The following is a 25,221-nucleotide window of genomic DNA, read 5'->3' as shown; positions in this document are numbered from 1 at the left end:
CGGTCCCATTCCGAACCCGGAAGCTAAGGCCACCAGCGCCGATGGTACTGCACTCGACAGGGTGTGGGAGAGTAGGACACCGCCGGAACATCCTTGCGGAAGGCCCCCAACAGTGTTGGGGGCCTTTCTGCGTTCCACCACCACCCCCCGGCCACGCGGGATCGGTGAATTCCACTCAACCCACAACAGAGCGACCGCACCGCCACGTTGGTTCTGGTAATAGATCAAGTTCGCACAATGGTGATTTCGGTCGCGCACTCTATGTCGCGCCCAACCTGATCGTGAGCAACTGTTACACGAAGGGCGCCCCGCTATAGCTTCGCGTCCGAAGAACGCTAATCTTTTCCTCTTGACCTCCCGGCACCGAAATATGATCCGAGGTGTACGGAGATGATGCCCAATTCGATCGAGGCCTTTCTGGGGTAGCGGGATGCGAAGGTAAGCGACACCGCGGCGCCTGATGATTATGATGCCGAGATAGACTATGTCGGAGCTCGTAGCTCGACTTCGTCAAAAATCAGAGTGAGCTACAGATAGTTCGTGCCGCCGAAGCGACTCGGCCATTGTGCAGACCGGCGGCTGTCGAGCGAAGAGACCGGGCTACCCGTCGTAGGCGAGAGGTTTCGTAGCAACCTCACAGGGAACAGCTACCCTAAGCGGCGCTCCGGTGGCCATGATGGAGAAGGACAGAATGTAGTAATCAGCATCGGCAGACTTCCGCGTGGAGCTGTCGATGCGTATGGAGGTGTTGATGGTCGCAGCGACGACAACCGCCGACCGCGCGCCGGTCGAACCCCTCAGGCCGCTCGACTCGCGCTGGTCGGAGCTGAGGCTCCCTGCGACGTTCGGATATCTGGCGGCTCTTGTCGCTGTTACCGCGGTCTTCTCGGCGCTGAGCGAGTCGGCGCAGGCGCGGGTGGTACTGCATGCGAGCACGAATCTGCACAATCTGCTGAATGGCCGAGTGGGCACGATGCTGTCGAGTGCACTGGTGATCGGCGATGTCAGTGCAGCCTGGGTGCTGATTCCGTTGCTCGGTTGTCTGCTGGCACTTGCCGAGCTGCGTTTCGGTGCGGTGCATATGGTGCGCGTGTTCATGGCCGGCCATATCGGCGCCACGCTGCTTGTCGCGGCCGGGCTGTGGATCGCGATCGAGGCCGACTGGTTGCCCGCCAGCATCCGCTGGGCCCAGGACGTCGGCGTCAGCTACGGCGCCATGGCGTTGGTCGGGGCGATCGTGGTCGCCATTCCACACCGTTGGCGAATCGCTTGGTCCACTGTGTGGTTCATCGTCGCCGCCGAGGGTGTGCTGATCGAACGAACCTTCACCAATGTCGGTCACCTGTTGGCGTTCGTCATCGGAACCGCGGTCGGCTTCGGCATGCTGCGTGCGAAAGCGGCGTCTACCCGTCGACTCACCCGCGTCGAATCCGGCCTGCTCGCCATGAGCGCGTTCCTCGCGGCAATTCTGCTCATGGGCTGAACGCAGACGCGGCAGGGGCGACGCCGGGCGGGACCGGGCGCTCACCTACAGTGCTTGGGTGCGCCTAGTGATTGCTCGCTGTCAGGTCGACTACGTAGGGCGACTCACCGCCCATCTCGCAATGGCCCGCCGGTTACTGCTGATCAAAGCGGACGGTTCGGTTCTCGTACATTCCGATGGCGGCTCGTATAAGCCGCTGAACTGGATGAGTCCGCCGTGTTGGTTAGAGGAGCGCGACGGTGATGCGGTGCCCGAGGGCGCAAAGGCCTTCTGGGTGGTCACCAATAAGGCGGGTGAGGAACTGCGCATCACCATCGAGGAGATCGAACACGACTCCTCGCACGAGCTGGGCGTGGACCCGGGGCTGGTGAAAGACGGTGTTGAAGCCCATCTTCAGGAACTGCTCGCCGAACACGTACAGACCCTCGGCCCCGGCTACACGCTGATCCGCCGCGAGTACATGACCGCTATCGGCCCGGTAGATCTGCTCTGCCGCAACGCAGACGGCGCAACCGTGGCCGTGGAGATCAAGCGTCGCGGCGAAATCGACGGCGTCGAACAGCTCACCCGCTACCTCGAACTCCTGAACCGCGACCCACTCCTCGCCCCGGTCGCCGGCGTCTTCGCCGCCCAACAGATCAAGCCCCAAGCCCGCACTCTCGCCGAGGACCGCGGCATCCGCTGCCTGACCCTCGATTACGACGCCCTACGCGGCACCGAGAGCAACGAATTCCGTCTCTTCTAGCATCATCTGCCCGCTGCCATGGCGAATGGTTTCGTCTCTGCACATGAATTCGTTCGCCGCGCATCGTTCGTTCGCTGCGCATCGTTCGTTCGCTGCGCATCGTTCGTTCGCTGCGCATCGTTCGTTCGCTGCGCATCGTTCGTTCGCCGCGCACCGTTCGTTCGCCGCGCATGGTTGTCGGGTACGCCGGTCCAGGTGGAGTAGTTCAGGAACCAGATCGCACAGCCGACCACACCGGTCTCGTCCTCGACGACATGGGCGAAAACCGCGGGCGACGGCCCGAACAGCGCGGCGCCCAGCTGCCCGGCCGTGAGCGTGCACTGCGCGCGGGACTTCTCGTACTCGGCGAGATCTTCGACAGGCCCACCATGGCGGGTACATCGGCAGGGGTGGCGCGACGGATCTGGCCGGGGCGAGTCATTGTGCGGCTCCATGGTGTGGCGTCGTTGGCTGCGCGGTTCGTTGGCCTGCGCGTGGTTCGTTGGCTGCGCGTGGTTCGTTGGCTGCGCGTGGTTCGTTGGCTGCGCGTGGTTCGTTGCGCAGGTCGTCGCTGCGCATCGTTGGCTGCGCGTGGTTCGTTCGCTGTCGTTTGCCACCGTTGTTGTTGTGGGACCACCCGGTTGCAGATCGTGGGACCACCGACAACAAGTGGTCCGCTGAGAGAACATGTTCCACATCCGTTTATGCGGAGCGACCATTGCAGCGGCGGGCGACTGTCCAGGTAGTAGCCGATTACCGGACGCTTGTCGACAGCCCTAGCGATCTCGAGCCGAACACGCGCAGAGTTCCTCATCTGTCGGCGTGGGTTTGGTGATGGGAGACAGCAGCGAGCCCAAGACCAACGTCACCGGCCCGACACGGACGAGACGGGTTTGCCCGGGCACAGCTGCTCGATGTAGGCGATATCGGGTGAGATCCAGTCGTTCCACTGCTCGCGGCTCGGATTCGCGGCCAGCTTGTCGCACAGCACGTCCGCCCAGGCGGCAGGCGCGGGAAGCTGCCAAGCGCCGCCGCCGATAAAGGGCGGTTCGCCGCTGAGGGACGTCTCGACGGAAGCAACGAGGACGCGGCGTCCATCGTGGGTGAATTTGACCTGTACGGTGGTGCCCGCTGGTGTGGTGTCGACAGGTTCGCCGATCTGGCGTCCGTCGGTGGTCTCCCAGAACCGCAGCGTGTAGTCCGAGCTAACCGAGACCAGATAGCGACCGTCGGGGCTGTAGGCGATGTCCAGGATCTGTTTGTCATGGCCTTTCATCGGCGGGCCGACGGCCTCGCCGCTCTCAGCGTCCCATTGCTGAAGTGTGCCCCTGTTTGCCGCTGCGATGCGCCGACCGTCCGGACTGATCTCCATGGCCGTGAAGTTGTAATGAGTGTCGGAGCCGCCGATTGGCTTGCCGATCGCTTGCCTCGTCCTAGTGTCCCAGATCCGAATCGAGTCCGTGCTGCGGGAGTACAGGCGACGGCCGTCCTCGCTGAAGGTGACCAAGTCGACGCTATATTTGTGACCGGTAATCGGCTTGCCGATCTGTCGGCCGCTGCGCCAGTCCCAGAGCCGAACCGTCTTGTCGTCGCCTGCCGTTGCCAGCGTCTGCCCATCTGGGCTGAATTCCACCGTGTTCACATTGCCGTCATGCCCTTTGATCGGGTCGCCGTGCGGCTGACCGTTCGAGGTGTCCACGACGCGTATGTCTTTGTCGGATCCTGGGACTGCGAGCCAGCGGTTGTCCGGGCTGAAGTCGTACTGGCTGATTCCTCGGAGTGCCTCGGAAACGATGGCCTGACCGACCTGTTCACCGGTGTCGGCATCGAACCGTCGGAAGGTGCCGTCTCTGACCACGACGACTCGCGGACCATCCTTCGCGCTCTCCAACGCGTAGGGTGGCTGAGCCACCTTGCTGCCACCCAACTGTGTGGTCAGTCCGGAATCGAGATCGGCATTCAATACCTGGATGGTGTCGCCGGATACGGAAATGATCCGATTTCCTGGGCGGGTGAAAGCGACGCCCAGCACTGGTTCCTGAAACCTGAGTGGATTGCCGATCGGCTGACCGGTGAGCGCGTCCCATAGTCGTACGGTCTTGTCGGTGCCACCAGTGGCGATCCGGCCCCCGTCCGGGCTGAATGTCACCGACAAGATATCTCCGTAGTTTCCGAAGACCGGTGTGCCGATCGCCGCGCCGGTATCGGCGTTCCATAACCGTAGCGGCGACCCGGCGCTCAGGAATGTACCCAGGCCCACGGTCGATCCGCCAGCGGCGACGGTGTGGCCATCGGGGCTGAAGGCGACGCTATGGACCGCGTCTGCCTCGCGCATGCGTGGGTCGCCGCCCCGTAACGGATCGCCGAGCCGTGCCGCATTACTCGCGTCCCACAGCCGAACGGTGTTGTCCCAACCGGCCGAAGCCAGGCGGTGCCCGTCCGGGCTGAAGGCCAGTGCAGCCACGGATCCTTCGTGGCCGGTCAGCGGACTCCCGATCTGCAGCCCGGTCTGGGCGTCCCACAAGCGCAAGGTGTCCTCACGATCTGCCGCAGCGACCCGGCGCCCGTCCGAACTGACCGCCGCGTTACTGCCGCCCCAACCGACACTGCCCTTCATCGGCTGACCGATGGGCTGGCGGGTGGCGGAGTCCCAGACGCGGATCGTGTTGTCCCTGCTGACCATCGCGACAAATCGCCCGTCCGAGCTCACCCCTCCGGCGTGGGTTTCGGGATCTGCGAAGGGCTCTCCGATCGGCTGCCCGGTCTCGGTGTCGAGCAGCTGAGTTCCCGATTGGGTTTCCGTTGAGATCCGTTGACCGTCGGCACTGAGGTAACCGCCCGACGGCAGGTCGACGATCTTGTGCAGTTGCGCCTTGTTGCTCAAAGCGGTGAGCAACGCGCCGATGTTCGGATTCGCCGAGATATGTTGCGCTGCTAGCAGTTTGTCGATTGCCTGTAGTTCGCTGCCGGGCTGGCCGCCGACCAGCATCGCCTGTGCTTGCGAGGTCAGCCGTTCGGAGAGTGCCGCACGGCTGCGCTCGTCGGCCTCCCGACGTTTCACATTGGCATCGTTGCGAGCGACGACCGCCAGTACGAGTCCGGTCACCGCGACCAGTGCCACTACCAGCGTCAGGACTAGCACGGCGCGCAGGACCTTCGTCCGTCTGTGCAATACAGCCGCGTGTGCTTGCGCCTCATCTCGACGTTGCTTCGCGTTCTGCAGTTCGGCCTCTCGACGTTGCCTCTCGGCGTCCGCTTCGGCGTCCTCGCGCGCCCGCGAAGCCCGCAGGAATTCTGTCGAGTGACGTACCCGGTCCCCGAACACCGGGGATTCCGCCAACTCCTCTGCCGCGGCGAGTCGCACGCCTTCGATCAGCCACTCTGGGCTGCGCCCGTTGCGCTCCCAGTCCGCAGCCGCGCGATCGAGGTTATCCGCCTCCTTCAGATCCTTCGCCTGTTCACGCAGCCACCGCGCCAGCGGGTCCCATTGCCGAAACAGGCTTTCCAGCGCTACCTCGATCACAGTCTCGCCGCCACGCTCATCCTTGACGAGCAGTCGCCGATCGACCATGGCATTGATCAGGTCATGGCTCGACGGCGGAAGCTCGCACCAGCGCGCGACTCGCCGTGACGGCTGGTCGGTGTTCGGATCGATGGTGGCAAGCCACGGAATGAATGCCGCACGCAGCGTGTCGAGCTGCTGTGCTCGCATGTTGGGATCCGCGGCGAGCAACGAATCGATCTCGGCGTCAACGATGTGCCGCATGCCGCCCATCGCGTGATAGTTAGCGAGGGTGAGTTGCTCGGTACCAGCGTAATCGAGGTAGAGGCGCGACAGCGTCAGCGCGAGCAACGGCAGACTATCCGCACCGCCGGTGGCGTCGGTCAGCAGCCGGGCCACGAGCGCGGGATCGAGACTCAAGCGCAGTCCCGCGGTGGTAGCGCGAGCGGCCGGACCAGTGATCACCTCTTTGAATTCGGTAACCGGCATCGGCTTCAGGTCACCGAATTCCCTGGCACGCACGCCGACCAATTCCGGCGCGGTCTGTAGCGCCTCATAGCGGTCGGCTCGAATGGTCACCACCGCGATCATCGGCAATTCGGCCAGTGCGGCAGAGCGCAGCAGACCGCCGAGCAGACCGAGGCATCGGGCTGCCTCGGGCCCGGCGTCGGCGGTGAACAGTTCCTCGGCTTGGTCTATCGGCAGCACCAGAGTCGGAGCTACACCCTGGTCGACCTCATTACGCTGCGTCTCGCGCAGCCATTTCGTCAGCTGGCTGAGGTCGTTGGCAAGGCATGCGGCCTTGATGGCACCGAGCGTCGGACTGGTCAGGCCCGCAAGCGATCTGAGTTGGTGCATGGCGCACGCCAGGCCGCGGTCGCCCGTCACGGGGGCGCGTTCGGGGCGGACAATCTCACCCACCATGAAGTTCTCGCGGTCACGACGCAGCCTGGGAAGCAGACCGGCGCGCAGGAATGACGACTTCCCGACACCGGATGGACCGAGCACAACGAACAAGCCCTCGACGCCCGTCGTGCGCATGCCGCGAATCGCGTCCAGGCCACGCAGGATTTGGGGGTCGCGACCGAAGAAGATTGCCGCGTCGACATCCTCCATCGATTGCCAGCCCCGGTACGGCGCGCGTCTACAGTCGCCCGGAGGGGGCCACGCGAAGTGTTCGGCGCCGATTCCGGCCTCGCGTAAACCGCGGAGCAATCTGTGTAGGCCGTCGGTGGCGAAAACGACCGGTGCGCTACCGGTCTCGGATGTGACCGTGATGACCGGGCTGCGCCCGTCGGAGAACAGATCACAGAACTGCCACTCGCGCGCTTTCTCACCGCGGGCCCGCGGGTCGATCCGAGCGCAGAAGATTCGTTTGTTGAGAGATTCCGCATGCCGAAATTCGGCGAGGCACTCGGTCGATTTTTCCCATTCCGGAGAGATCAGGCAGATGACAGCTTCGCAGCGATCAACCGCACGAACGAGTTCGGACTTCCAGCGGATCCCTGGCACAATACCGGTTTCAGGGTCGACATCGAGAAAGATCTCCCCGCTCAGACTCGGTTCATTCTCGGTCAGCCACCGGGTGATGGCCACCGCGGACACCTTGTCCTGGCTGGAATGGCTCATGAACACCCGATACATGGGTAAAGAGTGGCTCCGGACAGCGCCAAACTTCGCGCGTAGCGGACTACTCGTTTCTCTGTGCAATCGAAGCGCGATAACCTGTTCCACTTTAGGGGCTCAGGTTTGGCTGGTCGGGCATGGGTTTGCTGGTGGCGGATGGGTTCGGCTGGCAAACGTGTGCGGTGCGGATGGGATGGACCGCAGGCGCGGCGTGAACTCCGCTACGACCTAGGCTCATGGGATGCCTCGACGGAAACCGCGGATGGGACGCCAGGTGGGCGGCTCGCAGGAGGGTGCTGTGCCGATCGGCGATGTCTTCGGTCGGCGGGAGGCCGGGCCGGACAGCGACGATATGTATATCGTGCGACCCATCCCGGGTAGCCGGGCGACCAAAATGTATCGCTGCCCCGGCTGCGATCACGAAATCCTGCCAGGGGTTGCCCATATCGTCGCATGGGCGGTCGACGATGGCGAAGACGATCGCAGACACTGGCACCGCGGCTGCTGGAACGGTCGTCGCACCCGGCGAATCACCCGCCGCTGGTCCTGAATCCCTGCAGCCCTGAGCAACCTTGCCCTACCACCGCCCCGCCGGTACACGCTCGTGTAGACGGTGTGCGGCTACCGCATACGGTGCGTTTCAGGCCGGCCACTGATGGATCAAGGGTGCGCCTAACAGACAGCGGGCGGGACCAAAACGGAAGTGCGGAGGTCCAAACGCTCCGACGTCGAGAGGTATTGGGCGCAGGATCTATCGGTTCCTCTGCGGCTGCGGATCTCTGGGGTAGACGCAAGTTCGTGACGAATGCGCCAGGGACGCTGGGTGTTTCGGTGGGGCGGAATATTGTTGTGGCGGCGTATGTCCCAATACGGGCGATGTCCGGACATTAGGAAGGCCGCCCCAGGTGTGGGGCGGCCTTGGTATGAATTCGGTTGGGGTGTTGCGTTTGTCGCCGCTCAGCCCGCCGTTGTCAGTTGCTGATTTCGGCGTTCTCGCGCTCGTCGGCGTCGATGTCGTCTTCCTCGGCCGAGACCTCGGGGATTGCCTTGGCGCGTGAACCGCCGGTCACCGACTTGGTGCCACCGCCGATGGACTTGCGCTGATCCGGAACACCGTCCAGCAGTTCGCTTTCCCGGTTGACGGCCGCGAGCATGGCGGGCACCGAGTCGAGCTGGCCGCGGATGCCGAGCAGCTGGGCGAGCACCCGGCCGCGCAGTACGCGCATTTCCTCGGCGAGTTCCTTGGCGTGCGCGATCTTGCGCTCGGAGGTCTGGGTGGCGGAGGTGATGAGGCGGTTGGACTCGTCGGTCGCGTCCTTGATCCGCTGGGCGGCCTCGGCGCGGCTGGTGGCCTCGAGCTCCTCCATGGCGCGGGTGAGCTTGGTGCGACGCTCCGCCATGGTGGCCTCGAAGTCCTGCTGGGTCGCCTTGCGCTTGGCATCGGCTTCCTTGCCGAGGCGGTCGGCCTCGGCCTGAGCGGCCTCGATGATCTTGGCGGACTCGGTACGCGCATTCGCCAGGGTCTGCTCGAATTCGATCTCGAGCGCCTCGCGCTTCTCCTTGGTCTCGGCGAGCAGCGATTCGTACTTGCCACGCATTTCGGTGGCCTGCTGCTCGGCGATCGACACCATTTCCGCCGCCTCGGCCTGCGCGAGCGCGCGGACCTCGGAAGCCTCGTCGGAAGCCAGTCGCAGCATCCGAGAGATGCGGTCGGACATGCCTTCCGCAGTGGTTGGCGGAACCGAAAGGCGATCGACTTCCTTACGAAGTTCGTCGATCTCGTCCCGCGCGTCCTCCAGCTGGCTGGCGAGGTTACGGGCTTGCGCCGCAGCGGCATCCCGATCTGTGGCGGTGACCCTTAACTCGGCATCGAAACGGTCGAAGTAGTTGCGTACCTCGTCTTGCGCATAACCCTTGCGCACAACGGTGAAGGGCAGTGCAACGAAGCGATTGCGATCGGACTCAGGTGACGACATGGCACACAAACTACAGCCTACTTGCACCTCATGGTGACTCGACCGCGAATGTGATCCAGACGAGTTTTTCAGGCCCGATCTTGATACTAGTGCGTAACATTCGCGTTCGGCTCGACCAACTCGATCAGCACACCGCCAGCATCCTTCGGGTGAATGAAATTGATGCGAGAATCGGCGGTTCCGTGACGGGGGCCGTCGTACAGCAAACGCAGACCTCGATCACGAAGGTATGTGGAAACGGCCTCGATATCGGTGACACGATACGCGAGTTGCTGCAGGCCCGGACCACTGCGGTCGATGAATTTCGCGATCGTGGACTCCGCGTTGAGCGGCGCCAGCAACTGCAGGGCAGTCGCGCTGTCCGGTGCACCGGGCAAAGACAGCATCGCCTCGTGCACACCTTGGGCCTCGTTCACCTCGCGATGGGTCTCGATCATGCCGAGATTGTCGGCATACCAGGCAATCGCGGCATCCAGGTCGGGTACGGCGATGCCGACATGGTCGACGGCGATGACGTAGTCACCGGGGATGAAGTTCGACGGGTCGATAACGTTGCTCACCCTTCGAACGTAGCGCGTACCTGGTAGAGGGCGTTCGACTAGGACAAGCTACCTTTGAGTACAGAGGTTGACGTCGCGGGTGTCAGGTGCGCGACGCTGTTCCGAATCAATGAATGCGAGGCTCGTCGTGACCACAACCGTGATCGTTTCCGGTGCGCGTACCCCGGTCGGTCGGCTGCTCGGAGGTCTCAAGGACTTCACTGGTTCCGAGCTGGGCGGTTTCGCTATCAAGGCCGCGCTGGACAAGGGCGGCGTCGCACCGGAACAGGTCGACTACGTGATCATGGGCCAGGTGCTGACCGCGGGCGCGGGACAGATCCCGGCCCGGCAGGCGGCCGTGGCCGCGGGCATTCCGATGGATGTGCCCGCACTGACGGTGAACAAGGTGTGCCTGTCCGGTATCAATGCGATCGCGCTCGCGGATCAGCTCATCCGCGCGGGTGAGTACGAGATCGTCGTCGCTGGCGGTCAGGAATCCATGAGCCAGGCCCCGCATCTGCTCGAAAAGAGCAGGGAGGGTTACAAATACGGCGATGTGACGCTGCGCGACAGCATGGCATACGACGGTCTGCACGACATCTTCACCGACCAGCCGATGGGTGCGCTGACCGAACAGCGCAATGACGCCGAGCCGGTCAGCCGGGAGGATCAGGACGCGTTCGCGGCGGCCTCGCACCAGCGTGCGGCGGCGGCGTGGAAGAACGGCGTCTTCGATGACGAGGTGGTCCCGGTCTCGGTGCCGCAGCGCAAGGGCGATCCAATCGTGGTGAGCGCCGATGAGGGCATCCGCGCCGACACCACCGTCGAGTCACTGGCCAAGCTGCGTCCGGCCTTCCGCAAGGACGGCAGCATTACCGCCGGTACCGCCTCGCAGATTTCCGACGGCGCGGCCGCGGTGGTCGTGATGAGCAAGGAGAAGGCGCAGTCGCTCGGCCTGAGCTGGATCGCCGAGATCGGCGCCGCTGGCGTGGTGGCGGGTCCGGATTCGACGCTGCAGGATCAGCCCGCCAATGCGATCGCCAAGGCCTGCGCGCGCGAAGGCATTTCGCCCGCCGAGCTGGATCTGGTGGAGATCAACGAGGCGTTCGCGGCGGTCGGCATCGCATCCACCCGCAAGCTGGGCATCGACCCGGAGAAGGTGAATGTCAACGGTGGCGCGATCGCCATCGGGCACCCGCTCGGCATGTCCGGTGCACGCATCCTGCTGCATCTGGCGCTGGAGTTGAAGCGGCGCGGCGGCGGTATCGGTGCGGCCGCGCTCTGTGGCGGTGGCGGTCAGGGTGACGCGCTGATCATCAAGGTGTAATTCTCGCCTCCGTCGGCCCGGCGTATACCGGGTCGGCGGAGGTCAGGTGTGACCGGTTCAACTACGGCCCGTCGTAGCAGTCCGGCACAATGGTGGCCATGGGCAATTTCTTCGACTTGAGCACCGTGGCCAAGCGGTTCCGCTTCATCGCCGTGCTGGAGGCGATCTCCTGGGTCTTCCTGATCGTCGGCATGGTGTTCAAACGACTCCCCGAACCGGTGCTGTGGCCGGTCAAGGTGTTCGGGATGACGCACGGCATCATCTTCATCCTGTTCGTCATAACCGCGATTCTCGCGGCTCGCGAGTTGGCCTGGAACACCAAGACCACGGTGCTCGCGCTGCTGTCCAGCATTCCGCCGTTCTTCACCGTGCTCTTCGAGGTGTGGGCGGTGCGCGCGGGCAAGCTCGGTGAGCTGAGCGAGGTCGGTTCCGCCGACTCCGGAGCCCCGGCGTCGGTCACGCCGTGACAAACTGGAAACCGTGACTCGACCTGCTGCCCGCCGCCCTTCGCCAGCCGTCGCCGCCGCCATGTCCGGTGCGGTGGATTTGTCCAGCCTGAAGCAGCCCCCGGCCGGTGCGTCGGGTGCGGGAGGCGGCGACTACGCCGTCTCCGAGGCGGATTTCGAAACCAAGGTGCTGCGCCGGTCCACCCAGGTGCCGGTGGTCGTCGCGCTGTATTCGCAGCGCAGCCCGGGCAGCGTCGAACTCGTCCGGACGCTGGAGCGGCTCGTCCAGGAGGGCGCGGGCGCGTGGGATCTGGCGACAGTCGAGGCCGAGGCCAATATGCGGATCGCGCAGGCGTTCGGTGTGAAGGGCATCCCGACGGTGATCGCGGTAGCCGGTGGCCGACCGCTCGCCGATTTCGAGGGCGCCCAGCCGGAGCCACAGGTCCGGCAGTGGCTGAGCGCGGTCGTCGAGGCGGTCGGCGGCCAGCTCGAGGGCGGTGAGCAGCCTCAGGCGGTCGAGGACCCGCGTTTCACGGCCGCGGAGGCCGCGCTAGAGCGCGGCGATATAGCCGGTGCCGAAGCGGCCTATGAGGCCATCATCGCGGCGGAGCCGGGCAATGAGGAGGCTAAGAGCGCGCTGCGTCAATTGCGCTTCCTGTCCCGTGCCCAGGCCATTTCGGATTCCGCGATCGCCACTGCCGATGCCGATCCTGCCAATGTCGACGCGGCCCTGGACGCCGCCGATGTCGAAATGTTGAGCCAGCAGCCGGAAGCCTCGTTCGACCGGTTGATCGCCGTGATCAAGAAGACGGCGGGCGATGATCGCACCAGGGCGCGCACTCGGCTGCTCGAACTCTTCGAATTGTTCGACCCGGCAGAGCCCTTCGTGATTGCGGCCCGCCGCAAGTTGGCTGCTGCGCTGTACTGACCGGCCGCTGCGGCGCGCATGGCATGGGCGGATAGCGTGCGCCGATGCGATCGCCGGGTCCTATCCGCCGATCACAGGCACGGTCTATTGCCGGGCGCGGTAATTGGCAACGCAATGGCGCAGCTGAGTACCGAGCGCTGTGGGACCGGCGCAGCTGAACACTGCGGGTGGCCTGCGGCTCGTCCTGCTGATGGCTGGGTCCTGCTGATGGCTGGTATCTCGGGCGCGGGCCAGATCGGTGTTTGTGGCCGCCATGGTGGCCGAAGCCGGGCTAGAGCGCCGCGGGGTGTTCTCTTGCTCGACCTACCCGCGTAGCGGTGTCTGTCTTCGGCTCGGCCCAAATCGTGGTTCGGGGCAGCGCCACTGGGGCCGAAGTCGGGCTGAGCGCTGCGGCTCGGCTTGCTCGACCTACCCGTGTGGTGGCTTATGGCTCTGGTGCGGGCTGGATTCCGATGTTCGGGGGCTCGCGACGGGGTCGAAGCCCGCGCTGACGGTGCGGCTCGGCCTCCTCAACCCACCCGCCTGCCGCCTTAGCCGCGCGGTGGCTTATGGCTCTGGTGCGAGCCAGATTGCGGTGTTCGGGGCCAGCGCCACGGTGGCCGAAGCGGGTCGGTCGTGCCATGGCTCATCGGTCGCCTTGACGCCGCCCAGGTTTCCGATGCCGGAGCCGCCGTATTCGGCGGCGTCGGTATTGAGGATTTCGCGCCAGGTGCCCGCCGTCGGCAGGCCGACGCGGTATTCGCCGTGCACCGAGCCGGAGAAGTTGAAGATGCAGGCGATGACCGAACCGTCGGAGCCGTAGCGCAGGAAGGCGATCACATTGTTTTCGCGATCGTCGGCCTGGACCCAGGAGTAGCCGCCGGGGCTGGTGTCCTGGCTCCATAGCGCGGGACGGGTGCGGTAGACCGCGTTCAGATCCCGGACAGCGGCGGTAATTCCTTGGTGCAGCGGGTTTTCCAGTTCGTGCCAGTCCAGGCCACGATCGTGTGACCATTCCCGGAACTGACCGAAATCCTGGCCCATGAACAGCAATTGCTTACCGGGGTGCGACCACATATAGGCCAGCAGTGCGCGCACTCCCGCCGCCTTGGCGAAATCGTCGCCGGGCATTCTGGTCCAGAGCGTGCCCTTACCGTGCACGACCTCGTCGTGGCTGATCGGCAGCACATAGTTCTCGCTCCACGCGTACACCAGCGAGAAGGTGATCTCGTTGTGGTGCCAGGATCGGTGGATCGGATCGCGTCCCAGATAGCCCAGGGTGTCGTGCATCCAGCCCATATTCCACTTCATGGTGAAGCCGAGACCGCCGACATCGGCACCGCGGGTGACACTGGGCCAGGTGGTGGATTCCTCGGCGATGGTGACGACGCCGGGATGGTGGCGGTGCACGGTTTCGTTGAGGTCCTGGAGGAAGTCGACGGCCTCCAGATTCTCTCGGCCGCCGTGCACATTGGGTTCCCATTCGCCTTCGGCGCGTGAGTAATCCAGGTACAGCATGGACGCGACCGCGTCGACGCGCAGTCCGTCGATATGGAATTCTTCGATCCAGTACCGCGCATTGGCCACTAGAAAGTTGCGCACCTCATTGCGGCCGAAATCGAAAATATAGGTCCCCCAGTCGAGTTGCTCGCCGCGGCGCGGATCGGCGTGCTCGTAGAGCGCGGTGCCGTCGAACCGTGCGAGCGCCCATTCGTCACGGGGGAAGTGGGCGGGCACCCAGTCGAGCAGAACGCCGATGCCTGCCGCGTGCATGCGGTCGACGAAGGCCCGGAAATCGTCGGGGGTGCCGAAGCGGGCGGTGGGCGCGTAATACGAGGTGACCTGGTAGCCCCAGGAGCCGCCGAACGGGTGCTCGGCGATCGGCAGCAGTTCGATATGGGTGAATCCGGCCGCGCGCACGTAATCCGCGAGCTGCTCGGCCAATTCGCGGTAGCCGAGGCCGGGACGCCAGGAGCCCAGGTGCACTTCGTAGACACTCATCGGGGCGCGGGCCGGGTCGGTGCGTTCGCGAGTCGCGACCCAATCACCGTCGGACCAGACGTAGTTGCTTTCGGTGACCACCGATGCCGTCGCCGGGGGCAACTCCGTCGCGAAGGCCAGCGGATCGGCATGATCGACGGTGCGTCCGTCCGCGCCGTGCACCCGAAACTTGTACTTGGTGCCGACACCGACCCCCGGCACGAAAACTTCCCAGACCCCCGAGGATCCGAGCGAACGCATCGGTGCGGTATTCCCGCTCCACTCGTCGAAATCGCCGATCACGGTGACACCCCGGGCATTCGGTGCCCAGACGGCGAACGATGTCCCGTCCACCTCGCCGTCTAGCGTGGTGTAGTGGCGCGGGTGCGCGCCGAGCACCGCCCACAGGTGTTCGTGGCGGCCCTCGCCGATGAGATGCAGATCCAACTCACCGACCGTGGGCAGAAATCGGTAGCCGTCCGCGCTGATGATCGTCTGTCCGCCTTGGTAATTGGTGACGATGCGGTAGTCCATCAGGTCCGGATGCGGTACGACACCGGCGAAAATGCCGTGCCCCAAGGACTTCAGCGGATGGTCGACGCCACCGACCCTGGCGAACACCGTATCGGCATGCGGGCGCAATACCCGGACGATCGTGCCGTCGGGATGCGGATGCGCGCCGAGCACGGTATGCGGATCGGTGTGGGTGCCCGCCGCGAGCAGCATGAGATCGCGACGTTTCATCGAAATGTCCTCCGGAAGGCCAATTCCGCGCGCGCCTGCTGTGGTACCGCGGGCAGCGTGAGAATGTGGGCTACCGCGCGTGCCGGATCCAGGCGCACGTAATTGGTCTGCGCCCAGTGGTATTCCTCGCCGCTGACCTCGTCGAATACCACCGGATGGTCGTGCCATTCGCGGCCGATGGCGGGCAGGTCGAGCGAGATCATGCCCCATTCGGCCCCATAGGGATTCAGATTCACCACGACCAGCACTGCGTCACCACTGACCGGATCGACCTTGGAATAGGCCAGCAGTGCGTCGTTGTCGACGTGATGGAAGTGGATGCAGCGCAACTGCTGCAGTGCCGGATGCGCACGGCGGATCTCGTTGAGTCGAGTAATCCACGGCTCCAAGGATTCTCCGCGCGCGAGCGCCTCGGCGAACGGGCGCGGGCGCAGCTCGTACTTCTCCGAGTCCAGGTATTCCTCGCTGCCCGGGCGCACCGCCTGATGCTCGAAGAGTTCGAATCCGGAGTAGACACCCCAGGTCGGGCCCATCGTCGCGGCCAGCACCGCGCGGATGGCGAACATCCCGGGCCCGCCGTGCTGCAGGCTTTCGTGCAGGATGTCGGGAGTGTTGACGAACAGGTTCGGTCTGGCCTCGTCGGCCTTGGCGGCCAGTTCGTTGCCGAATTCGGTCAGCTCCCATTTGGCGACGCGCCAGGTGAAATACGTATAGGACTGGCTGAATCCGCGGCGGGCCAGTCCGTAGAGCCGGGCCGGTCGGGTGAATGCCTCGGACAGGAAGATCACGTCCGGATCGGTGCGCCGCACCGTCGCGATCAGCCATTCCCAGAAATCGGCTGGCTTGGTGTGCGGGTTGTCGACACGGAAGATCTTGACGCCCAAGCTGATCCAGTGCCGGACGACGCGAAGCACTTCCGCGTACAGCCCGTCCGGATCGTTGTCGAAGTTGACCGGGTAGATGTCCTGGTACTTCTTCGGCGGATTCTCGGCGTAGGCGATGGTGCCGTCCGGGAGGGTGGTGAACCACTCCGGATGCGCGGCGACCCACGGATGATCCGGTGCGCACTGCAGCGCCAGGTCGAGGGCGACCTCCAGGCCGAGTTCGGTTGCGGTGGCGACGAATTCGGCGAAGTCGGCGGTGCTGCCGAGTTCGGGATGGATTGCGTCGTGCCCGCCCTGCCTCGACCCGATCGCCCACGGCGATCCGACGTCACCGGGTTCGGCGGCGAGCGCGTTATTGCGGCCCTTGCGGTTGATCTCACCGATCGGGTGGATCGGCGGCAGATAGACCACATCGAAGCCCATGCCCGCGATACGCGGCAATTCTTTTGCGGCGGTGGCGAAGTTACCGTGGATCGGGTTGCCCTCGGCATCGCGGCCGCCGGTCGAGCGCGGGAAGAATTCGTACCACGAGCCGTACAGCGCGCGTTGACGTTCCACCAGCACCGAATGCTGCGGGCCGCGAGTGACAAAGTCCCGCAAGGGCGTATCGCGCAGAATCTGGGCGACCTCAGCGCTGAAGGCGGGGGCGACCCGAGCGGGTAGCTGTGCATCGGCGCGCAATGCCGTCGCGGCCGCGCGCAAGCGCTCGAACTGCTTCTTGGGCACCGCCTGCGCGGCCCGCTCGAACAGCCGGGCGCCGAGTTCGAGGTCGTTGGCGAGGTCGGCGGCGCTCTGTCCGACTGCCAGCTTGGCTTCCACCGCCGCCCGCCACGTGGCGATCGGATCGCTCCAGCCCTCGATGCGGTAGGTCCACGTGCCGGGCAGGTTGGGCACGAAGGTGGCGTTGAAGACATCCGGTTCATAGTCCGGCGTCATGCGAATGCGGGTGATCCGCGACGAGCCGGGGCCGCGCACCGCGAGCGTGGCGGAGACGGCGTCATGGCCCTCGCGCCAGACCACGGTGCGCACCGGAAAGACCTCGCCGACCACGGCCTTGGCCGAGCTGTCGCGCAGCCATATCGCGGGGGCGGTGTCATCGATTGCGATGCGGCCGGTCACGTCGACCAACCTACCGGGTGCGGGGCGGTTGGACGGGATCAGCGTGCGTCGGCCGCCAGACCGAGACCGAGTGCGACCAAGATCGCGCCGAGCGCGCGCTCCACGCGCTGGCGGAATTTCCGGTTCGTCGCAGCCAGGTCCCAGCACGATCCGCGGCAACCACGATGCCGATGCACCAGGCGGTATCGCGGTCGGCGCCTTGCTGGCCGCCACTGGCACCGCTGATGTGGTCGATGCACACGCGATCGTGCTTGCTCGTGCTGTGCAGTCGATCATGGTCGTCACCTCCGACCCCGACGACCTCGCCGCCCTCGACCCTGCGGTGCGGCTGCATGTGGTCTGATGGTCGGGGTCTGCCGCCCTCCCATTGACCCTGATCGCGGAGGCGACGCATTTGGTCAAGTGACCTGGGCGGCTGGAGCGACCGGGGGTCGCGGCATTCGGTAGGGTTCGGCACGTGAAGGCACTCCGTCGTTTCACCGTCCGTGCCCATCTGCCCGAGCGTTTGGCGGCCCTGGGTGAACTTTCCACGAATCTGCGTTGGTCGTGGCATTGGCCTACCCAGGATCTGTTCGCGGAGCTCGATCCTGCGCTGTGGCGCGAGCTCGGCCACGATCCGGTGCGGATGCTGGGCGAGGTGCCCGCGGCACGGCTGGACGAGCTCGCCGCCGATGCGGACTACGTCGGGCGAGTGGATGCCGCGGCCGCGGATCTGCGCGATTACCTGACGCGGCCGGGCTGGTTCCAGCGGCAGACCGACGAGCCCGTGCGCGGTATCGCCTATTTCTCGATGGAATTCGGAGTCACCGAGGTCCTGCCGAACTATTCGGGTGGTCTCGGGATCCTCGCCGGTGATCACCTGAAGTCCGCATCGGATCTGGGGCTGCCGCTGATCGGCGTCGGATTGCTCTACCGGTCCGGCTACTTCCGGCAGTCGCTGACCGCGGACGGTTGGCAGGCCGAGCACTATCCGGCGCTGGATCCGCAGGGGCTGCCATTGCGGCTGCTGACCACCGAAGGTTCGCCGGTGCTGATCCATGTGGCCATGCCCGATCAGCGGGTGCTGCGGGCGCGGGTATGGATCGCGCAGGTCGGGCGGGTGCCTTTGCTGCTGCTGGATTCCGATATCGCCGAAAACGGTCCGGAACTGCGCGCGGTCACCGACCGGCTCTACGGCGGTGATCAGGACCATCGAATCAAGCAGGAGATCCTCGCCGGTATCGGTGGGGTGCGGGCGGTGCGCGCCTATACACGAGCCGCCGGGGTGCCGGATCCCGATGTGTTCCATATGAACGAGGGCCACGCCGGATTCCTCGGTGTCGAGCGGATCCGTGAATTCGTCTCAGCCGGATTGGATTTCGATACCGCGCTCACCGCGGTGCGGGCGGCGACCGTGTTCACCACGCATACGCCGGTGCCAGCTGGTATCGACCGGTTCCCGATGCCGTTGGTGCGCAGGTATTTCGGCGGTGGTCACGGCGAATCCGAATCCGCCATGCTGCCAGGGCTTTCCGTCGACCGCATTGTCGCACTCGGTCGTGAAGCCGATCCATCGGTATTCAATATGGCGCATATGGGCTTGCGACTCGCCCAGCGCGCCAATGGTGTTTCCAAATTGCACGGCGAGGTGAGTCGCGCCATGTTCGCGCCGCTGTGGCCGGGCTTCGACGCGACCGAGGTACCGATCGGTTCGGTCACCAACGGTGTGCACGCCCCGACCTGGGCCGCGCGTGAATGGTTCGACAAGGCACGCGAACACATCGGACCCGAGCTGGTCGAGGAGGCGCGTGGCTGGGAGAAGCTGCGCGACTTCGACCTGGGTGAACTGTGGTCGACCCGGAATACCCTGCGCGCCACCCTCGTTGCCGAGGTGCGCGGCCGAGTGCGCGCGTCCTGGCTGGCGCGCGGTGCGGCCTCGGCTGAGTTGGGTTGGGTCGACAGCGTTTTCGATCCGAATGTATTGACCGTTGGTTTTGCGCGCCGGGTGCCGACCTACAAGCGGCTGACCCTGATGTTGCGTGATCCGCAGCGCTTGCGTGCGCTACTGCTGGACCCCGATCGGCCGATGCAATTGGTCGTCGCGGGTAAGAGTCACCCTGCCGACGATGGCGGCAAGACACTGATCCAGCAGGTCGTGCGGTTCTCCGACGATCCGGAAGTGCGTCATCGCATCGTCTTCCTGCCCGACTACGACATCTCCATGGCCCGCTACCTGTACTGGGGCTGTGATGTCTGGCTGAACAACCCGCTGCGTCCGCTGGAAGCCTGCGGCACCTCGGGTATGAAGTCCGCGCTCAACGGCGGACTCAACCTCTCCATCCGCGACGGCTGGTGGGATGAGATGTACGACGGCGAAAACGGTTGGGCTATACCGACGGCCGACGGCGTCTCCGATGAACGTCGCCGCGACGACCTCGAGGCCGCCGCCCTCTACGATCTGTTCGAACGCACCGTCGCGCCGCGCTTCTACGATCGCGATGGCTCGGATATGCCGGTGCGCTGGGTCGAGATGGTGCGTCACACGTTGCAAACACTCGGCCCGAAGGTGCTGGCCTCGCGCATGGTTCGCGACTATGCCGTCGGGTACTACGCCCCCGCCGCATCCGCCGGTCGACGTGCGGCCGCCGACGAATTCGCTGGTGCCCGAGCGGTTTCGGAGTACCGCCGTCGAGTCGAGGCGGCTTGGTCCTCGGTCAAGATCATCCAGGTCGACAGTGCGGGCCTGCCCGACACCCCGATCATCGGCGCCGAACTCTCCCTCGCCGCCCGCATCGATCTCGGTGGCCTGACCCCCTCCGACGTGTCCGTCCAAGCGGTACTCGGCCGAGTCTCACCGACCGACGACCTCTCTGACACCGCCACCTTCCCGATGAGGCACACCGGATCCGAGTCCGGCGTAGACCTTTTCACCGTCGAAACCCCGGTCCCCCTGTCCGGTGCCGTCGGCTACACGGTCCGCGTCCTCCCGCACAACGAATTGCTTGCCAGCGATTCCGAACTGGGCCTGGTAATCGCTCCGAACGGGTGACGCGAGGCCGGGACCTACGCTGAGTTCGGGTTGAACCAGGACTATCGGGGCCCGAGCGGGCTTTCGGCGACGAAGCTGCGAGTACTGAGCGTGCCGCCGGTGTGGTCGGAGAATTGCTCGACTTTCATGGTGGAGTCGTTCGCTACCAGGACTGTCAGTTCGGTGCGCGGCAATCGATCTTTCCGAGATGGCTACCGTGACTCAGCTCACGGAAACTGACACCTGACCATGGGTGACCAGTGAATTGTCGGCTACCGTGCCCTGGCACCCCGTACTCTTTTCGACTGGAGAGCCCTATGGTCACCGACGTGCTGACGCGAACCCGAGGACGCCTGGACGCGTACTTCGGCATCAGTTCGAACGGTTCGACCATGAAACGCGAGCTGATGGCCGGAACCATCACCTTCCTCGCCATGTCCTATGTGCTCGCCGTGAATCCATCGGTCCTCGGCGACGAGGGCGCGCTCGGCGCCAGAGGCATTCCCATGCAGGCGGTCTTCACCGCGACGGCCGTCGCCGCGGTCTTCGGCACATTGGTCATGGGGGTGTGGGCCAAATATCCGATCGCGCTCGCACCGGGTATGGGCCTGAATGCCTTCTTCGCCTATTCGGTCGTGCTCGGAATGGGGATCCCGTGGCAGGTGGCGCTATCGGGGACCTTCCTGTCCGGGGTGATCTTCTTCGTACTCGCGATCACCAAGGTGCGTGAACGCATCCTCAATGCGATTCCGATGCAGATGAAGCTGGCGGTCGGTGCGGGCATCGGCATGTTCGTGGCATTCCTCGGCCTGAAGAACGCCGGCATCGTGGTCAATAGCGAGGCCACTCTTGTCACGCTCGGCGACTTCACCAAGGGCACCACGCTGTTGGCGCTGTTCGGTCTCGTGATGACTGTGGTGTTTCTGGTCATCGGTTGGCACGGGGCGGTGCTCTACGGCATCGTGCTCACGGCCATCGTGGGCGTCATCAGCGGTCTGGTCGATCTGCCCACGGGCGTCGTCGCGATGCCGAAGGGGCTCGAGCACACCTTCGGCCAAGCGATCATCCACCTGCCCGATGCGTTCACCGGCCAGATGGCGGTCGTAATTCTCACCATGCTCTTCGTCGACTTCTTCGACTGTTCCGGCACCCTGATCGGCGTCGCGAACCAGGCCGGACTGCTCGACAAGGACGGCAAACTGCCGCGCGCGGCCAGCGCACTTGCCGCGGACTCGGTGGGCACCATGGCGGGCGCGGTCATCGGCACCTCGACCACCACCGCCTATGTCGAATCGACCGCAGGCGTCTCCGCTGGCGGACGGACCGGCATGACCGCCGTGACTACCGCGGGCTGGTTCCTGGTCGCCATGTTCTGCTACCCGATCTTTGCCGTGGTCGCCGGTTCGGCGGCCATTACCGCACCCGCGTTGATCGTGGTCGGCGTGCTGATGGCCCGCGCGCTCGGCGAGATCGACTGGAATCGGCTGGAGTACTCGATTCCGGCTTTCATCACCGTAGTCATGATGCCGTTGACCTACTCGATCGCGAATGGACTCGCGATGGGCATGTTGTTCTATCCGATCGTCATGGTCGCGAAGGGACGCGTCAAAGAGGTGCATCCGGCGATGTGGGCGCTGATGGGGATGTTCCTCGGGTATTTCTTCTTTCTCGCGGAATAAGTCGCACCTATCGCGCGGTTGGGTCGCTCTGTGCGATAATCGGACCGCAGTCCGATTCATTGCCGAGGCTAAGTAAGTCATGTGTTCATAACCGATGCACGGATGAGGACCAGCATGAATACCAACCGCACGCTCGGACGCCCCACCGATCCGAGTGCCACGACCCTCGACAACTCCGCCGCCGATATCGGCCTCCTGGTGCTGCGCGTCGTCTTCGGCGGCCTGCTCGCGGCCCACGGTGCTCAGAAACTATTCGGCTGGTTCAGCGGCATGGGTTGGAGCGCCAACGCCGCCGCCTTCGATTCCATGGGCTACAACCCCGGAAAAGTGTTCGGCACCCTCGCCGGACTCAGCGAATTCACCGGTGGCATTCTGCTGCTGCTCGGCCTGCTGACGCCGCTGGCCTCGGCAATTGTGCTCGGCACCATGATCAATGCGATAAATGCCACCTGGGGTGGCGGCCTGCTGACCGGTAAGGGCTACGAAATGCCTGTGCTGTTCGCCGCCGTCGGTGCGGCTGTCGCTTTCACCGGCCCCGGCAAGTTCGCCCTCGATCACGGCCGTCCGTGGCAGCGTCAGGGCGTTGTGTGGGGTGGGGCCGCCATCGCGGTGGCCGTGGTCGCTGCTGTCATCACCTTGATCCTCAAGTGGACGCTCTGAGCTCGTAACAGGTCGCGGCGCGGTGACCGAGCAGGGGCGTTGCGCCGCGGAGACGGTTTCCCGCCGCTATGAGCGGATGACCTTGGCGTGCAGGTCTATTCGCAGGTGCGATCAGATCATCTCGGCTGACTCGCTCTGCGGTAAGACCTGCTGCGCCGCCCGGGTGGTCGAGGATGCGTCCGCTGAGGTCGGCTTCGGCGCGTGCGAAGATCGCCCGGCAATCATCCAAAGAACTTGCGCTGCTCAAGAATTCGCCGAGGGTGTCGATATCTGGCTAGTGCGCCATTGGGGAACGGTCTCAGGTGTGGACAAGCCGTGACAGGGATGCGCGGTGTCCCCGCGCCGCGTGCAGGGCTTAGCGCGGGGACCGCCGATACATCCGGTGCGGGAATTGGGGTTGCACCGAAGTATCGATTCTCAATTTACTTCTGCCTGGAAATATCGGCAGCCTTTGTGAGTGTCTTCACAGTTGGTGCAGCTCAGGCGCTTGCGGCGGCGAGTCGCCGCAGCGCTTTGGTGACGACTTCGGGATCGGCGGTCTCCCAGTACGGCGGGAGTGAGGCCCGCAGATAGCCGCCGTAGCGCGCGGTCGCCAAACGGGAATCCAGGATCGCGACGACACCGCGGTCATCGACGCTGCGCAAGAGCCTGCCGGTGCCCTGGGCCAGCAGCAGTGCGGCGTGATTGGCCGCGACGGTCATGAAGCCATTGCCACCGCGCGACTCGACGGCTCGCTGTCGCGCGGTCAGCAGCGGATCGTCGGGGCGTGGGAACGGGATCCGATCCAGGATCACCAGACTCAGCGACGGGCCCGGCACATCGACGCCCTGCCACAGCGACAGTGTGCCGAAAAGTGAGGTCTCCGGGTCGTCGGCGAACTTGCGCACCAGCGCGCCGGTCGCATCGTCACCCTGACACAGAACTGGCGTATCGAGCCGCTCGCGCAGCGCGTCGGTGGCCGCGCGTGCGGCGCGCATCGAGGAGAACAGCCCGAGCGTGCGCCCACCAGCGGCACTGATCAGCCGCTCGATCTCATCGAGGTAGGCCGGTGCCAGACCGTCGCGGCCGGGGGCGGGCAGATGCTTCGCGACGTACAGGATTCCCGACTTGGCATGATCGAACGGCGAGCCGACATCGAGCGAACTCCAGCGCACGGTCTCCGTGTCCGAGGGCGCTTCGGCGCCGTTGGCGGTCGCGGTATCGCTGCGGTTGGTCGATTGTGCGGGCAACCCCCAGGTGATAGCGAGGCCGTCGAAGGAGCCGCCGATCTGCAGTGTGGCCGAGGTCAGCACAACGGTGGCGGTGCCGAAAAGTCGGCTGCGCAGTAGTCCGCCCACCGACAGCGGCGCCATGCGCAGCGTGCGCCGGGTGACGCCGCGGATCTCGTCGGCCGCGAGCCAGATGACATCGTGACGCTTGGCGGGATCGGATTCGTCGAATGCGGTCAACGCGCGCACCGCGCTGTCGTGCACCTCATCGATGGCGGCCAGCGCCTGGGTGCGAGCGGCGGCGCTCTCGGGATCGCCCGGTGCGGTGGTGCCGCCCTGTGGCGCGAGCGCAGTGCGGGCATTCCAGGCGGCGTCGCGGACCAGTGCGAGCACCGGCGCGATGCCATCGGGCAGTGCGTCCCAGCGGGCCGTGGGCAGCTCGTCGAGCACGGTGTGCCAGGCCTCTGCGGCCTCCTCTAACCGGTCAACTTCCTGCTGATCGATGAGTTTGGCGCAGCGCCGGGCCGCGGCGCTGATCGCCGATGCGGCCAGTTCGGCGGTGGCAACGCCGGTGACCCTATCGACCAATTCGTGCGCCTCATCGATGACGACCACATCGTGTTCGGGCAGCACCTGGATGCCGCTGATCGCGTCGATGGCGAGCAGGGCGTGATTGGTCACCACCACATCGGCCTGCGCCGATTCGGCCCTGGCCAGTTCGGCGAAGCAGTCCTGGCCGAACGGGCAGCGCGACTTGCCGAGGCATTCCCGCGACGACACGCTGACCTGCCGCCAGGCCCGATCGGTGACGCCGGGAGCGAGCTCGTCCCGATCGCCGGTTTCGGTATTCGAGGCCCATTCATTGAGCCGCTGCACCTCCCGGCCCAAGCGTGAGATGGCGAATGCGTCGAAGAGTTCGGCCTCCGCGGGTTCGTCCGGAATCACGCTGTTGATCTTGTTCAGGCACAGATAGTTGTTGCGCCCCTTGAGGATCGCGAACTTCGCTTCCCGGCCGAGCGGTTTGCTCAGCGCTTTGGCCAGTCGCGGCAGGTCCCGGTCGACGAGCTGACGCTGCAGCGCGATCGTCGCGGTCGACACCACCACGGTCCGGCCGGTGCGCACCGCATGACGCAGACTCGGCACCAGATATGCCAGCGACTTCCCGGTCCCGGTGCCCGCCTGCACCGCGAGGTGCTCCTTGGTATCGATGGCGTGATCCACCGCAGCCGCCATCGTCACCTGCCCGACGCGCTCCTTCCCACCGAGCGCGCGCACGGCGGTGGCCAAAAGCTCGGAGACGGGCGGCAGTTCAGGCACCCGACGAGCCTACTGCTTCGTACCGACACCAATCACCGCCCGATCGGATCCACGCCCTGCTTCGCACACCTTCCAAACGCGCACCCGGCGTGT

Annotated in this window: 17 protein-coding genes, 1 rRNA gene and 1 pseudogene; 12 read left to right on the top strand and 7 right to left on the bottom strand. The window is 65.1% G+C overall.

The window, feature by feature from the left end; all coding sequences use genetic code 11:
• The 3 genes from rrf to nucS all read left to right on the top strand — a co-directional run.
• Window positions 1–88, top strand: a 5S ribosomal RNA gene (gene rrf / locus ACIBG0_RS24105); the annotation flags it as partial.
• A 645-nt stretch (window positions 89–733) separates the two neighbouring features.
• The gene (locus ACIBG0_RS24100; protein ID WP_397035208.1) at window positions 734–1,483 is read left to right on the top strand and encodes a rhomboid-like protein; all 750 of its coding nucleotides are present in this window, start codon (window positions 734–736) and stop codon (window positions 1,481–1,483) included.
• A gap of 58 nt (window positions 1,484–1,541) precedes the next feature.
• Window positions 1,542–2,228: an endonuclease NucS gene (gene nucS / locus ACIBG0_RS24095; protein WP_397035207.1), complete on the top strand. Its 687-nt coding sequence runs from the start codon at window positions 1,542–1,544 to the stop codon at window positions 2,226–2,228.
• Window positions 2,229–2,413: 185 nt separating this feature from the next.
• Here the strand turns inward: nucS and ACIBG0_RS24090 are convergent.
• Window positions 2,414–2,649 (bottom strand): annotated as a pseudogene (locus tag ACIBG0_RS24090) (GNAT family N-acetyltransferase); the annotation flags it as partial.
• Between the two features lie 423 nt (window positions 2,650–3,072).
• On the bottom strand, window positions 3,073–7,338 hold the full coding sequence (locus tag ACIBG0_RS24085) for a TIR domain-containing protein (protein ID WP_397035206.1): 4,266 nt from the start codon (window positions 7,336–7,338) through the stop codon (window positions 3,073–3,075).
• Between the two features lie 238 nt (window positions 7,339–7,576).
• On the opposite strand from ACIBG0_RS24085, the gene ACIBG0_RS24080 reads away from it, so the two are divergent.
• Complete coding sequence (locus ACIBG0_RS24080) at window positions 7,577–7,885, top strand: ATP/GTP-binding protein (protein WP_397035205.1); 309 nt, start codon at window positions 7,577–7,579, stop codon at window positions 7,883–7,885.
• 421 nt (window positions 7,886–8,306) lie between these two features.
• Here ACIBG0_RS24080 and ACIBG0_RS24075 read toward each other — a convergent pair whose 3' ends face one another.
• Window positions 8,307–9,311 carry a hypothetical protein gene (locus tag ACIBG0_RS24075; protein ID WP_397035204.1) on the bottom strand — a complete coding sequence of 335 codons (1,005 nt, stop codon included), beginning with the start codon at window positions 9,309–9,311 and terminating at the stop codon, window positions 8,307–8,309.
• Window positions 9,312–9,397: 86 nt separating this feature from the next.
• Window positions 9,398–9,871: a methylmalonyl-CoA epimerase gene (gene mce / locus ACIBG0_RS24070; protein WP_397035203.1), complete on the bottom strand. Its 474-nt coding sequence runs from the start codon at window positions 9,869–9,871 to the stop codon at window positions 9,398–9,400.
• Window positions 9,872–9,998: 127 nt separating this feature from the next.
• Between mce and ACIBG0_RS24065 the strand changes: the two genes are divergently transcribed.
• From ACIBG0_RS24065 to ACIBG0_RS24055, 3 genes are all read left to right on the top strand, one after another.
• Window positions 9,999–11,177 carry an acetyl-CoA C-acetyltransferase gene (locus ACIBG0_RS24065; protein WP_397035202.1) on the top strand — a complete coding sequence of 393 codons (1,179 nt, stop codon included), beginning with the start codon at window positions 9,999–10,001 and terminating at the stop codon, window positions 11,175–11,177.
• A gap of 98 nt (window positions 11,178–11,275) precedes the next feature.
• Window positions 11,276–11,644, top strand: a complete 369-nt coding sequence (locus tag ACIBG0_RS24060) for a DUF3817 domain-containing protein (protein ID WP_397035201.1) — start codon at window positions 11,276–11,278, stop codon at window positions 11,642–11,644.
• 61 nt (window positions 11,645–11,705) lie between these two features.
• Window positions 11,706–12,551, top strand: a complete 846-nt coding sequence (locus tag ACIBG0_RS24055) for a tetratricopeptide repeat protein (RefSeq protein WP_397035222.1) — start codon at window positions 11,706–11,708, stop codon at window positions 12,549–12,551.
• A 546-nt stretch (window positions 12,552–13,097) separates the two neighbouring features.
• On the opposite strand, the gene glgB is transcribed toward ACIBG0_RS24055, so the two are convergent.
• The gene (gene glgB, locus ACIBG0_RS24050) at window positions 13,098–15,254 is read right to left on the bottom strand and encodes a 1,4-alpha-glucan branching protein GlgB (protein WP_397035200.1); all 2,157 of its coding nucleotides are present in this window, start codon (window positions 15,252–15,254) and stop codon (window positions 13,098–13,100) included.
• Window positions 15,251–17,257 (bottom strand): maltotransferase domain-containing protein, encoded by a 2,007-nt coding sequence (locus ACIBG0_RS24045; RefSeq protein ID WP_397035199.1) that lies wholly within the window; start codon window positions 17,255–17,257, stop codon window positions 15,251–15,253. Before ACIBG0_RS24045 ends, glgB begins: the two co-directional genes overlap by 4 nt.
• A 70-nt stretch (window positions 17,258–17,327) precedes the next feature.
• On the opposite strand from ACIBG0_RS24045, the gene ACIBG0_RS24040 reads away from it, so the two are divergent.
• From ACIBG0_RS24040 to ACIBG0_RS24020, 5 genes are all read left to right on the top strand, one after another.
• Window positions 17,328–17,600, top strand: a complete 273-nt coding sequence (locus tag ACIBG0_RS24040) for a hypothetical protein (RefSeq protein ID WP_397035198.1) — start codon at window positions 17,328–17,330, stop codon at window positions 17,598–17,600.
• Window positions 17,601–17,714: 114 nt separating this feature from the next.
• On the top strand, window positions 17,715–20,285 hold the full coding sequence (glgP, locus tag ACIBG0_RS24035) for an alpha-glucan family phosphorylase (protein WP_397035197.1): 2,571 nt from the start codon (window positions 17,715–17,717) through the stop codon (window positions 20,283–20,285).
• A gap of 332 nt (window positions 20,286–20,617) precedes the next feature.
• Window positions 20,618–21,943 (top strand): NCS2 family permease, encoded by a 1,326-nt coding sequence (locus ACIBG0_RS24030; protein WP_397035221.1) that lies wholly within the window; start codon window positions 20,618–20,620, stop codon window positions 21,941–21,943.
• A gap of 114 nt (window positions 21,944–22,057) precedes the next feature.
• Window positions 22,058–22,603: a DoxX family protein gene (locus ACIBG0_RS24025; protein ID WP_397035196.1), complete on the top strand. Its 546-nt coding sequence runs from the start codon at window positions 22,058–22,060 to the stop codon at window positions 22,601–22,603.
• 22 nt (window positions 22,604–22,625) lie between these two features.
• The gene (locus tag ACIBG0_RS24020; protein ID WP_397035195.1) at window positions 22,626–22,922 is read left to right on the top strand and encodes a hypothetical protein; all 297 of its coding nucleotides are present in this window, start codon (window positions 22,626–22,628) and stop codon (window positions 22,920–22,922) included.
• A gap of 160 nt (window positions 22,923–23,082) precedes the next feature.
• On the opposite strand, the gene ACIBG0_RS24015 is transcribed toward ACIBG0_RS24020, so the two are convergent.
• Window positions 23,083–25,128 carry an ATP-dependent DNA helicase gene (locus ACIBG0_RS24015; protein ID WP_397035194.1) on the bottom strand — a complete coding sequence of 682 codons (2,046 nt, stop codon included), beginning with the start codon at window positions 25,126–25,128 and terminating at the stop codon, window positions 23,083–23,085.
• Window positions 25,129–25,221 lie beyond the last annotated feature (93 nt).

The sequence above is a fragment of the Nocardia sp. NPDC050630 genome, assembly GCF_044457245.1.
Lineage (GTDB): Bacteria > Actinomycetota > Actinomycetes > Mycobacteriales > Mycobacteriaceae > Nocardia.
This window is presented reverse-complemented; position numbering and strand designations above follow the sequence as displayed.